General features: G+C 70.1%; 7 protein-coding genes and 1 pseudogene. 7 read left to right on the top strand and 1 reads right to left on the bottom strand.

The window, feature by feature from the left end; all coding sequences use genetic code 11:
* Nucleotides 1-60: 60 nt before the first annotated feature.
* Nucleotides 61-261, bottom strand: a complete 201-nt coding sequence (locus ACZ4UB_RS38210; RefSeq protein WP_468077691.1) for a DUF5988 family protein — start codon at nt 259-261, stop codon at nt 61-63.
* A gap of 694 nt (nt 262-955) precedes the next feature.
* Between ACZ4UB_RS38210 and ACZ4UB_RS38205 the strand changes: the two genes are divergently transcribed.
* From ACZ4UB_RS38205 to ACZ4UB_RS38175, 7 genes and pseudogenes are all read left to right on the top strand, one after another.
* On the top strand, nt 956-1,084 hold the full coding sequence (locus tag ACZ4UB_RS38205) for a hypothetical protein (RefSeq protein ID WP_468077689.1): 129 nt from the start codon (nt 956-958) through the stop codon (nt 1,082-1,084).
* 27 nt (nt 1,085-1,111) lie between these two features.
* A complete protein-coding gene (locus tag ACZ4UB_RS38200; protein WP_468077687.1) occupies nt 1,112-6,376 on the top strand; it encodes a type I polyketide synthase in 5,265 nt (1,754 codons plus the stop codon).
* Nucleotides 6,373-7,098, top strand: a complete 726-nt coding sequence (locus tag ACZ4UB_RS38195) for a hypothetical protein (RefSeq protein ID WP_468077685.1) — start codon at nt 6,373-6,375, stop codon at nt 7,096-7,098. The genes ACZ4UB_RS38200 and ACZ4UB_RS38195 overlap by 4 nt, the downstream gene beginning before the upstream one ends.
* Complete coding sequence (locus tag ACZ4UB_RS38190) at nt 7,098-8,087, top strand: oxygenase MpaB family protein (protein WP_468077683.1); 990 nt, start codon at nt 7,098-7,100, stop codon at nt 8,085-8,087. Before ACZ4UB_RS38195 ends, ACZ4UB_RS38190 begins: the two co-directional genes overlap by 1 nt.
* Nucleotides 8,088-8,248: 161 nt before the next feature.
* Nucleotides 8,249-8,380: a hypothetical protein gene (locus tag ACZ4UB_RS38185; RefSeq protein ID WP_468077681.1), complete on the top strand. Its 132-nt coding sequence runs from the start codon at nt 8,249-8,251 to the stop codon at nt 8,378-8,380.
* A gap of 96 nt (nt 8,381-8,476) precedes the next feature.
* Entirely contained in the window at nt 8,477-9,025 is a 549-nt protein-coding gene (locus ACZ4UB_RS38180; protein ID WP_468077679.1) for a YciI family protein, read from the top strand.
* A 1,733-nt stretch (nt 9,026-10,758) separates the two neighbouring features.
* Nucleotides 10,759-12,033 (top strand): annotated as a pseudogene (locus ACZ4UB_RS38175) (helicase associated domain-containing protein); the annotation flags it as partial.
* Nucleotides 12,034-13,147: the final 1,114 nt, after the last annotated feature.

The raw sequence follows: 13,147 nt of genomic DNA, 5'->3' as shown, positions 1-13,147 counted from the left end.
GACACAACATGGACCGGCCTCGGCCAACCGACACGCATTTGCTGCGACGGCCGCCCGCCCTCACTCGGCGATCGCCGTGCTGTACGTCCACCGGAGCACCGGTACCTCACGGCCCTCGACAACCTCCCTCTCGTCGGTCCGGTCGAAGTGCAGATGCCGCCCGTAGTACGCCACCGCGATCTTCTCCGGCACCTCTACCCCCGGAATCTGATGCACGCGGCCAAGACCGTCCGGCCCGCCCGTCAAAACGACCGTCATCATGGGAGGCGCCCTCCTGCTGAGGGCTGCCCGCTAACAGCCCGGGGATTCGTCGAAGCCGATGCCGCCGTCTGGCCGCCATCTGGGCTGCCCGTCGTGTCAGCCCGCTCGCCGTGAGGTAGCGGCGGAGGCCGGACCTTGCAAGGCCTCGCTCTCATGTTTGTTGACCCCCTCTTCTGTGCCCAGGTGCATACCGGCGTCGCTTGGCGCGAATACGGCAACATGAAGTGCGCATCCACGCTGGAGCCCCCACCTGTACGCCCCAGCGCGCAGTGGCACTCCGCACCCAGAACGCGCACCGCAGTACGGGACGGTGGAAGACCCCTGTGACGTCGCCACATGAGAACCACCCGGCGGTGCAGTAGGACTCGGGGGCACCCGGCAGGGCCGGCAGCGGCGGGGCGGAATGGGCGGGCGCACTTGCGGGCGCGCCCGGCTCCCGCAATCGCTTCTGGTTTGCTGCGAGCGCCCCGTGGAGGGGCCTTGTGGAAGCCGTTCTGCCCGCGCCCACTAAGAAGGAGCGGGCGGAATCGGTTCCGCGCGTTCCAGCACGTGGGAGGTCCCTCCCTGTGTGGGGATGGAGATGGTGGTCATGGCGGCCGGAGTGGTGAGAGGTCCGGGGCGGCTGGTTGTGCCGCAGGACGGTCGGTCGGGGCCTCCCCGCGCGTACCGGGCCGATGTGACGGCGGAAGGCGTCGTGACCACGGTCACGGTGGCCTCCTGCGGACGGCAGCAACGCACCGAGCCCATGGGTGAGAAGGAGCCGGTGGAGGGGCGGCGGGTAGCGGTGTTCCAGTTCGTTCCCAGCACGGCGATCGTGGAGTAGGGGGCCAGGATGTCGACGTCGAATGCTGTGCCCATCGCCATTGTCGGCATGGGCTGCCGCTTTCCCGGAGGGGTGGAGAGGCCCGGCACGTTGTGGCAGTTGGCGGCGGACTGCGGCTCGACGGTCGGCCCGGTACCCGCCGGCCGGTGGGACGCCGGGCGGCTCGCGGCGCTGCACGAGCCGGAGTTGAGGGAGCGAGCCGCCGTCGGCTGTTTTCTGGACGGGGACGTGTGGGCCTGGGAGCCGGAGGCACTGTCAGTGGCCCCGGCCGAGCGGGAGTGGGTCGATCCGCAGTCGCGGGTGATGATGGAGGTCGCCTGGGAGGCAGTGGAGCACGCGGGCATCCCGACCGACCGGGTGCGCGGCTCCCGGACCGGCGTCTACATCGGAACATACGCGCCGGACAACCTGTTCCGGGAGGCCCGTCCGGTCGAGGACGCGCCCAACAGCCCCTATCTTTTCGGCAATTACACGGCGGGCACGGCGGGCCGGGTGGCCTTCGCAATGGACCTGCGCGGCCCGGTCATGGTGCTCAGCACGCACTGCTCGTCGAGCATGGTGGCGCTGGACACCGCGTGCGGCGCGCTGTCTCTCGGCGAGTGCGACATGGCGATCGCCGGCGGGGTGCTGTTGATGCTCGCCCCGCAGACCCACTACTTCGAAGCACCTCTGCTGCTCTCGCACAAGGGAGCCTGCTACGCGTTCGATGCCCGCGCGGACGGATATGTGCGCGGTGAGGGCGCGGGAGCGGTGCTGCTCAAGCGGCTCGTGGACGCGCGCCGGGACGGCGACCGGGTCCTCGCGGTGATCAGGGGCAGTGCGGTCAACAACGACGGGCAGGCCACACGGCTGACCGCCCCGTCCACCGAGATGCAGCGGCAACTGTTCGCCACGGCGGTGAAGCTGGCGGGGATCGACCCGGGCGAGGTGGGTCTGGTGGAGGCCCACGGCCCTGGGACGCCGGTGGGCGACCCGATCGAATACTCCTCGATCCAGGCGGTGTACGGGCGCACCGGCCATGGCCGGTGCGCGCTGGGGTCACTGAAGACGAACATCGGCCACACCGAGCCGGTCTCCGGAATCGCCGGGGTGATCAAGGCCGTCGAGTGCCTGCGGCGCGGGCTGATCCCCCCCAACCGGAATTTCACCGGGTGGAATCCGGGCATCGACCGGGAGCAGGGCTCCCGGCTGTTCGTACCGACCGAGCTGACCCACTGGCCGGTGCCGGGCAAGGGCAGGCTGGCGGCGGTGTGCTCGTACGGGGTGAGCGGCACCAACGGGCACGTCGTCCTGGAGGTAGCACCCGCGCCCCGTACACGCAGAGCCCGACCGGTCCAGGGGCCGACCGGGGGCACCAAGCGGCTGTTCCTGCTGTCCGGCACGTCGGAGGCGTCACTGACGGGGGCTGCCCGGCAGCTCGCCGACTGGGGCGCGGGCGACGGCGTGGCGGCGCCGGTGCCGGTGCACGATGTCGCCCACACGCTGGCGCTGCGGCGGCGCCATGCCGAGCACCGGCTCGGCATCGTCGCTGCCGACATGCGGCAACTCATCGATCGCGCGATGGAGTTCGCGGATGGCGAGGGAAGGGACAGCACTGTCACCGGGGCTCCCGTTCTTCCTCCGAAGCACGCAGGCCCGATCTTCGTGTTCACCGGACAGGGCTCGCAGTACACCGGCATGTGCCGGGGCCTGCTCGCCGACGAGCAGGTGTTCGCCGCCGCGATCGACGGCCTGGAGCCGCTGATCCGTGCGGAGTCGGGCTTCTCCCTGCGGGAGATGATCGAACAGCCTGAGCTGCTGGTGGGCGTCGACCGAATCCAGCCGACGCTTTTCGGCATCCAGGTGGCGCTGGCCGCGCTGTGGCGCTCCTGGGGCGTGGAGCCTGCCGCAGTGATCGGGCAGTCACTGGGTGAGGTGGCCGCCGCCGTGGTCGCCGGGGTGCTCAGCCCGGCGGACGGGGTGAAGGTGATCTGCCGCCGGGCCACGCTGCTGGCCCGGATCGCGCACGGGGCGATGGCGTCGGTGATGCTCAGTGCCGCAGACACCCAGGGCACCATCGACGCGGCCGGCGCCGACGGGGTGGCTCTCGGTGTGCTGACCGCGCCGAGCACCACGGTGGTCTCGGGGGACGCGCAGCAGGTACGCGACCTGGTCGCGGGATGGAACGCGGCGGGCGTCGTGGCCCGCATGGTCGATGTGGACGTGGCCTCGCACTCCCCGCAGGTCGATCCGGTCATTGGCGAACTCCACGCCGTCCTGAGTGAACTGCCCGACAACCACCCGGGCAGCATCGGCTTCTACTCCACCGTCAGCGACGACCCGCGCGATCCGGGCCCGCTGAACGCCTCGTACTGGGTGCACAACCAGCGTGACACCGTCCACTTCCAGCGTGCGGTGTCCGCCGCCCTGGCCGACGGATACCGGCTGTTCATCGAGTGCACCGCGCACCCGCTGGCCGCCCGCCCCATCATCGAGATCGCCGCCGAACAGAGCATCGAGGACGTCGTGGCGATCGGCTCGCTGCGGCGCGGCGCGGACGACGCCGAAGCCTTCCTGGCCCACCTGGCCACCGCTCACTGCGCGGGCTTCGACGGCATCGACTTCGCCACCCACTACGGCGACGGACAGCTGGCCGACGTCCCGACAACGTTCTGGAACCGCACCCGTCACGGCGGCACCACCGAGCCCTACACCCTCGTCGCCCCACGCCTGCCCGCCGCCACTCAGCATCCGCTGCTCGGCGGGCACGTCGCCGACCCCGACCAGCCGGGCCGCCACCTGTGGCAGACCCCCATAGGCCCGGCCCGGTTGCCCTGGCTGGCGGACCATCAGGTGGCCGGGACACCGGTCCTGCCCGGCACAGGCTTCGCCGAGATGCTGCTGGCCGCCGGCGCCCAGGTGCTCGGCACGGACCGGGTGGCACTGGAAGACGTACGCATCGAGGCGCCGCTGGTCCTCGATCCCGAACCCGAGGCGTTCACCCGGCTCGTGGCCGATGGGAACGTCCTGAACGGGCAGGTGCTCACCCGCACCGCCGACGGGCTGGTCGTCCATGCCCGCGCCACGGTTCGCTCCCTGACCGATGGCGAGCAGCGTCCGGCCCCACCGGCGGACGGCCCCGGTGAAGCGTGGGCCGACAGCTCCCCGACCGATCTGTACCGCCATTTCCGCGAACGGCACCACGTGTACCACGGCCCGTCCTTCTCAGCCCTGGATCGCATCCGCTTGCACCCCGGCCGCAACCGCGCCGTGGCGGCCCTGCGGATCGCCGACACCGCTCGCGTCTCGGCCGCGGCCCTGCGGCTGCACCCGGTGCTCGCCGACGAGTTCGTCCAGACCGTGGTGGCCGCGTGGCTCGCTCACTGTGCCACCAGCCCTGGCCCGGTCGTCGTCGTCGGCTTCGATGCCATCCGCCTGCACGGACCGACGGGCCATGCCCGGTACGCCGACGTCACACTGCACGAGGCCGACGATCTGTCCTGCACCGCCTCCGGCACCCTGGCCACCGCCGATGGCACCGTCGTCGCCGAGATCAGCGGACTGCGGCTGTCCAACATCACCCCGCCCGAGCAGCGCTACGCCGACCGCCTCGCCCATCTGGCCTGGCAGCCGGCTCCCGCCCCGGTCGTTCCCGAGTCCACCGGCCAGCAGTGGCTCGTCGTGGCCCCGGAGGGCGCCCGCTGGGCCGAGCGACTGGCATCCAAACTCCGCAAACGGTCGGCGGGCAGCCGCCTGCTCCTCCACCCCGCGCACGGCCCCATCAAGGCGGAGTGGCTGGCTCAGGCGTTGGCCGACGACACCCGACCGGCGGCTACCCACGTGCTGCTCGTCCTCGACGACCCGGAGACAATAGGCACGCCCGATAGTGCTCTCGCTGCCGTACGCCGCACCCTGAGTACCCTCAAGGCGCTCGCAGCCCGCAGCACTCCGGCGCTTCTGTGGGTCCTGTGGCGTGGCGATCAGCCCACGGCCGCCGCCGGAGTGCGCGGCCTGCTACGCGTTGCCGCCTTCGAGCACCCCGAACTACGCCCCAGCACACTGCAGTTGGCCGGTGACACTCCCCTCGACGACGTCCTGGCCGATCTGCTCGACGACACCGCTCCCCTCTCCGAGATCGCCTGGCGCCACGGCGTACGTACGGTCGCGCGGGTCCGCACCGGCCCGTCCGCCGAACCGCCCGGCAGCAGTGCGGAACCCCACACGATCCGATCGGACGGCAGCTACCTGATCACTGGCGGCCTCGGGGGCCTGGGCCTGCTCACAGCGCAACGCCTGGCCGAACGTGGGGCCCGCGCCCTGGTCCTGGTCGGCCGCAGCGCCCCCGGAGCAGACGCTCAACGCGTCCTGGCAACCGCACGCACCACCGTCGGCACCCATGTGGAGGTCATCCTCGGCGACATCGCCGACCCGGACACCGTCCGCCGCGCCCTCGCCGCCGCGGACAAGAGCGGCCACACGCTGCACGGCGTCGTACACGCCGCCGGCGTCATCGAGGACGCCACCCTGGCCCGCCTCGACGACACGCTCCTCGACCGCGTCTGGCACGGCAAGGCCCGGGGCGCCTGGGAACTCCACCGGGCGACGTCGGAGGCCGAGTTGGACTTCTTCCTCGTGTACTCCTCCGTCGCCTCGCTGCTCGGCTCCCCCGGGCAGGGCGCGTACGCCGCGGCCAACGCCTACCTCGACGCCCTCGTCGCCCACCGCCTCGCCGAGGGCCTGCCCGCCACCGGCATCCACTGGGGCGCGTGGTCACAGGTCGGCCGCGGCCAACATCTCGCAGAGCGCGGCTTCGTCATGATCAACCCGGCGGACGGCCTGGACGCCGCCGAACGGATCCTGGCCGAAGGCCACCACCAGATCGCCTACTCCCCCATCGACGCGGCCGCCTGGACCGCGCCGTACCCGGCCCTGCGCACCTCCAGCCTCCTGGCCGAACTCCTCGACGGTGCCCGGGCCACCACTGCCCCCGGCTCGTCACCGGTGCTCGACGACCTGCACGGCGCCGCGTCCGACACGGAACGCCGACGCATCCTGACCGGCTTCATCATCGATCACGTCCGCGACATTCTCGGCGGCACCACCCGCCACATCGGCCCGCACACCAGCCTGGTCGTCCTCGGCCTCGACTCCCTCGGCGCCGTCCAGCTCCAACAACGCCTGGCGGCTGCCCTGCGCACCGACATCAGCCCCGGCGTCATCTGGGTCAAGCCCAGCCCTTCCGCACTGGCCGACGGGCTGATGGAGCAGCTGGGTCTCCCGCCCGGCGCACCGACGGAACAGGAGCCGTCATGACCAAGGACATTCGGATCGCCTGCTGGGCAGGCATCGTCGGCACCCTGTTCGGTGTCTTCGCCATCCTGCTCACCGGAACCCTCGCCAGCCCGTTCCCGATGTGGGAATGGTCAACGCAGGAGATCTACGCCTACTTCGAGGACGCGGACCCGCTGGCCGTCAGAGCACAGTACTTCCTGATCGGCACGGCGATCACACTCATGCCACTGTTCGCCGCCGGGCTCACCCAGGTCTTGCGGCGAGGCGCCCGGACCACGGTGTACACCCGCATGATCGTCCCCTGCACCGCCGCGGTCAGCGTCATTCTGCTCGCCGGGAACGCGATCTGGTGGGTCGCCGCAGAACGGCACTTCTCTCCCGAGGCCACGCGGTTCGCGGTAGAAGTCGTGGCCGTGTGGATGCTCCACCCCACGGCCTTCTTCATGGCACTCGTGACCTTCTGCACAGGCATGGCGATGCGCGACTGCTCCTTCATCCCCCGCTGGCTGGCTCATCTCACCCTGACGGTGGCGCTCCTGTGCGCGGCCAGCGTCTTCCTGGTGCTGGCCGCCGAGGGCTGGCTGTCGCCCTTCCACTGGGCAAGCATGGCCTCCTACGCCGCCTATCTGGGCTGGGGCGCACTCACGGGAACCGTCTTCCAGCTCATCAGCCTGCCCGACGAGGGCGCAACCCCCGTCCAGAACTCCGCACCCGAGGCACCGAACCCAGGGAGGCGTCACTGATGGGCCGCTACAGCCGCCTGCGCTACATCCAGACCCTCGACCCGGAGCACGACTACGAGAAGATCTTCTATCTGACCACGCGTTACGAATTCCCCTGGGACTACAACCAGGGCTATTCCTTCGCACTGGTCACCGACTTCGTCATCCCGAGCATCACCCACACCCTCGCCGATACCGGCGCCTTCGCCCACCACGGGATGAAGCGGTTCGACGACACGATGATCTTCCCCTACGAGGCCCACGGGGCCGGGATGGAAACCCCGCACGGGCGGGAGGCGCTCCGGCGCCTCAACCAGATCCACGGCCACTACGACATCTCCAACCAGGACTATCTACACATCCTGGCCAGCCACCTGGTCTCGGCCGTCGAGTGGATCGACGACTACGGGTGGCGGCCGCTGAGCGACATCGAACAGCGGGCCATGTTCCTCGCCCACCGCCGCTACGGGCAGCTGATGGGGATCAAGGACATCCCCGCCACCTACGAGGAGCTGAAGGCCTGGCTGGACCGCGACATCACGGAGCGGGGCACGTGGCACTACGCCAACGCCGTCATGGTCGGCTACTGCATGAAGGTCATCGCCGGGTTGTGCCCCCGGGGAACGAAGGCCATCGGCACCAGGGCGATCACCGCGCTGATCCCCGAACCGATTCGTGTCCTGCTCGACCAACCGAAGATGCCGGCCTGGTTCTGCGCCGCTGTCCGCTTCGGGCTGCGCGCCCGTGGACGCGCGGTCCGCCGCATGCCCCCGCGCCCCGACGGCAAACCGTACACGCGCACCCCGCACAGCTACCCGGGCGGATGGACTCTCGCGGATCTCGGACCCGGACATCACCAAGAGCCTGATGCCGCCGCACCCGCCGGCACTGGTGCCGAGTCCACCGACACGTCCCAGTCGATCCGGCCCGCGGCGTCCCTGGCCGCCTGGATCCGCGACAGCAGCATCGACCGCGCTCAGTCCGGTGAGCGGCGGCGATGGCGTTTGTAGACGGTCACCCACGGCCCGACGCTCCGGCAGATCCCTTCTCCGCACACCCGTCTGGACCCCGTAGAGCCCGGTGGCCGAACACCGCGAATCTCCACCTGCTGATCAATAACCAGCCCGCCACCAAGACCAGCCGCGCCAGCAACCACTGGATCAGTGCCTCGATGCGCGGGCAGGACGCGACACTGGAGCGGATCCGCGTCGACCGACAGCTCGAAAAGGCCCTGACCCACGGGCCCGATCCGCTCCGCCTTGCCGAGGTCTTCGGACTCAACGAGAAGACCGCGATGCGCTAAGCGGACTCCGCACGAGCCCTGCTGGAGCAGGCAGCCGAGCAGCCTTCGAAGTGAAACACACTCGACCTGGTTACCTCCTTGGAGAGATCTTTAGGCATGGAGTTCCTCTGCTACCACCGCGACCGCCCCGCCTCCCTGCCACTGCGCTACGAGCTGGGGGAAGAACATTGGTCCTACATGGATCAGTACGCGAAGGAGATGATCGCCCGGGGCCCGACTCTCGCCGACGACGGCGACACACCCACCGGAAGCGTCCACATCGTCGACCTGCCCGACCCCGCCGCTGCCCGAACATTCGCCTTCGACGAGCCGAACTACCAGGCCGGCGTCTACCGGGATGTGCTGCTACGACGGTGGCGCAACACGCTGGGCCGCACCATGTGGGACTTCCCCGGCGGCCGGACCGGTGGCAACCGGTACCTGGTGATCGGCCTCGGCACAGGGCAGGCCGCCGACCTTGCGGTGCCACCTGACCGGAACGAGCTGATCGCCTATGGACCGCTGTTGTCCGACAACGGCGCCACCTGGCTGGGCACCGCCGCGCTGGTCCGAGCGCCGGACTCAGACACGGCACGCGCCATGCTGACTCCGGACCGGTACGCCGACATCGAGGTGCACAACTGGCAGTTCGGCGGGCGCCGGTGATGACCGATGACGCCCCAGCCGACGTGACCGCCGAACCCATTCGGATCACTCACCATCTCCGTGTTCCACCCCAACCCACGGATACATCGGCCTGACGCACAGCGGTCGACCCGTGGGTTCGCGCTGAAGAACCTTCAGTTTCCGCGAACTCGCGGGCCTCCCCGGGGGTGAGTAGTTGCGGTGCAGAAAGTGCCGCTGAGATTGATCATGGTCCGACTGGCGTCGGGGTGAGCAGGTCGTCCGGGCGCCGGATGCGGACTCGGCGGGGGCGAGGGATGTCGTCGGCGTCCTGGAGGTCGGCGAAGTCGGCGTGCGCCGCCTCGACGGCTTCGGGGTACTCCTCCTGCTTCTCGTGCTCGGCGAGCGCCCGGTAGATGCTGGGGGCCTGCCCCCTTGCGCTTGCCGGTCGGGATGATCAGGTCGGGCTGGATCTGCTCGACCGACTCGCCGTTCGCGCGTCGGCGGAGCACGGTGTCAGCATGTCCTCGGTGATGACGGGTGGCCGGCCGCCGTGCTTACCCTTGTGGGCCGCCGCGCCGAGGATGTTCTCCCGCTCGGTCTCCGCCATAGCCGCGAAGAACGCGAACAGCAGCTGGCCGGGATGCTGGGGTCGTACATCCCGGGCAGGGGCCCGGCGAGCATCTCCAGGACCAGGCCGTCGGCGGTGAGGTGGTCGGCGAGGGCGGTCAGTTCGGCGGCATCCCGGCCGAGCCGCTTCATCTCGTGCACCGTGAAGATCACCCGGCCGTGCGGGGCCTGGGGCCTTGATGTCGCGGGCGGCGGCGAGAGCGGCCTCGAACTGGGGGCGAACCCTGATCCGGGTGCTGATCTTCTCGGAGAACACCTTGTCGCGCTCGATGCCATGCTTGGCGAGGGAGTCGAGTTCCTGCCCGAGGGTGAAGCAGCGGGCGTAGCCGATCCGAATGTCCGCACCCGGGACGTCAGACGCGACCGGGGCCGGCGGCGCGGTTCCGGGCGTCCAGGGCTGACCCGGGCCCCGGTCGGCAGGGGTATGGACCCGCAGGAGCTTCGCGAGGCGGGGCACCTTGGTGAAGCGGCCGGTGTGGTAGGTCCCGGCGACCGCGCCGCCGCGCGAGCGGCAGGGCACCGGTGCGGCCCTGCGGGCCCTGCGTTGATCTTGCTGGGAATGCGTGAGCCCACAGGTCTTGCTGGGTTTCTTGGTCTCCGTGGGCTCAGGGACCTGGGCGCATGTCACCTTGAGGCAGCTTCGGGGGGCAGGGACGTCACACCCGCGACTTACTCGCTCGCCCGGAGAACAGCACCTCGATCGCAGAGCTCCTCGGGGTCTCGCACAGCACCATCGTCCGGCAGGTTCAGTCTGGGCCTTGCGATGTTCCGGCGGCGGTGATGTGGCCTCGGTGGCGCCGAGGATGCGTCCGTTGGCCTGGACTTCGATGCGGTGCGGGCCAGGGTGGATCGTGCGGACCGAGAGGCTCGCGAACCGGTGCCGGCGTGAGAAGGGGACCGCCTGGCCTGCGGGGAGGTCCCGGGCGGTCAGCTTGAACACCTTGCCTGTTTTGGGGCCGCGAACCCCTTGGTAGTGGGCTATGTAGTCAATCGCCGCTCTCGTCGGGTCAGTGGCGTGCAGCGTGAAGGTGACGGTGTTCGCCTGCCCGATGGAGATGGTGGCGAGCGAGCAGGCGAGGTCCGTGATCTCGATCGGTGCATGGTGATCGAAACCGAGAACCGCGAGAGCCTGTGGGTGTCCTCGCTTGGTCACCTCCGCCAGCTACAAACCACTCGTCGCCGTACTCCAAGGCCTGCGCGCCCACGACGAACGCCTCGTCGAGCAACTCGCCTCCCGCGCCCTCGCACGCGGCCGGCACGAACGCCCCGTGCACGTGGAGCGGGACGAGGACGGCCGGATCATCGGAGCGGGCGGCACAGGCGACGGGGACGGCGGGGGCCAGGAGGACGGCGCCGACACCGCCATAGAGTCCGCGCTGCTCCACTTCTCCACACCGCGCGACGCGGCCACCATCGCGGCGTTCCTACGCACCCGCGTCTACCGGCCCGAATCCCTGGTGTGGCTCGAGGGCTACCAAGCCCTCCTGCGGTGGAGGACCGAGAACGAGATCACTGGTCTGTACGCCGTCCCCTACGACACCGAAACCGCGGTCGGCGTCACCAAGAACTTCCCCCTCGGCCGCTGGGTCCACCAACAGCGCAAAGCCTTGCGGGCCGGGGAGCTGGCGAAACGGCGCAAGAAGCTGCTGGACGCCCCGGAGGCCGGGATGGTGTGGGAGCCGGGCGACGAGGCCTGGGAGACCAAGCTCGCCGCGCTCAGGTCATACCGGCGGGCCACCGGGCACCTCGCACCCCGACAGGACGCCGTCTGGGGCGAAGGCGACAGCGACGACGGACAGCTCGCCATCGGACAGTTCATGGCCAACCTCCGGCGCAAAGGCGCCAAGAACGGGCTTGGAAAGAACGAGGACACCGCTGCGACCCGGGCCGCGCAGCTCGCCGCGATCGACAAAGACTGGGACTGCCCGTGGCCGCTGGACTGGCAACGCCAGTACCGTGCCCTCGCCGACCTCGTCGACACCGAGGTCAGCGGCGTCCTCCCCGACATCGCGCCCGGCGTCGTCTTCGACGGCGACGACATCGGCAAGTGGCTCCAGCAGCAAAAGCAGCCGGCCGCCTGGGCGCGGCTCCTGCCCGAACAGCAGCAACGGATGACCGCGCTGGGCGTCGAACCCGACCAGACGCCCCCTCCCGCGCCCGCGACCGGCCGCGGGGCGAAGCCGAGCAAGGCGCACCAGGCGTTCCAACGCGGCCTCACCGCCCTCACCCAGTGGGTGGAACGGGAAGGCACCCACCGACCCGTCCCCCGCAGCCACGCTGAGGAGATCACGGGCGACGGCGAGGCGGAACCGGTGATCGTGAAGCTCGGCGTATGGATCTCCAACACCAAAAGCCGGCGCGACAAGCTCGACACCGAACAGGACGCCGCCCTCGCGAAACTGGGCGTGGACTGGGCGTAGAGAAGGGGTCGTCAGGGCCGCCGGCAGACGCCCCTGGCGACGACCGGCAGGCCGCCGCCGGCCCCCGGCCTGTCGGGCTGGTCCGGCCGTGCGGCGACGTGGTCCCCGGGATGCCGGCCGTGGCGTTGTGGCGACCGATACGGGCTGAGTGCCCACTGGCCGGGCCATTTACGGCGGCCTGTACTTTGACCTGCGCATGTAGGTGGAATCAAAGGGGGAAGACAGTCGTGGTGCAGTGGAGAAGGCGGAATGGAGAGCGGAGACCGGGGGGCTTCCTGAGAGGGTGCTCCGGATTCGCCCTCATCGTGGTTCTGGTAGGCGCGGGCAGCTGGTGGTTCGCCGATACGCACGGGCCGAAGGAGCCGTCCGACGCCTATCGCGAGGGGGAGGCGTACGGCGTTGATCAGCAGGAGCAGGGGCATGTACCGAGGTACGGCTTCGCGGTATCCGAGGCAAAGCGGATCTGCGACACGGCAGTCACGGAGCTGGGTGTGACCGCAGAGGACGCCCGCGACTGGTCCGTCGGGTGCATCAACGGCCTGGAGGCTCCTCCTCGCTAAGTAATCACCGCCTGGTCCTGCCCGTGACGGGTCGTGGGGCGCGGCCTTCCGCCTAACGAGCTCGTGCATGGTTGGCGGTGCGACATCGAAAGGTGCAGGTCCGGCGTGGACCGGACCAGCCGAAGGCCCCGGACCCGGCACACAGGCCCGCGTCAACCCCGGCCGGGCCCTGCGGCGCCATCGTGGTTCCCTACCGTCGAGCAGCAGTACCAGAACGGCGCACAGCGCGGCCGCCCCGCCGCCACAGACTCGATCATTTCGATGGGGTTCTTCGAGCCACGTAGCGCGCGGTGCGCGGCGCCGCACTGCGGCGAGGCGTCGGGTGGGCAGCGCTGACCGGGCCGGGGCCTCGAAACCGCTATGTGCGGTCCCGGGGTCCCGGCCCTCCAGCTCCGGAGCCAGGTGCGTCCCGCCCGCCGCAGCCGGCGGGTGTGGCCTGCGGAGGGCTCCCGATAAGCCCTAGTAGGACTCCGTTAGGTCTTGCGGTTCGGGCTGCTCGGGGGCGGGCATTCCGAATGTGTGGATACACGCGAAGTGGACCGTGTGCGGGCTGA

The organism is Streptomyces sp. NPDC028419 (assembly GCF_055565515.1).
This window is presented reverse-complemented; position numbering and strand designations above follow the sequence as displayed.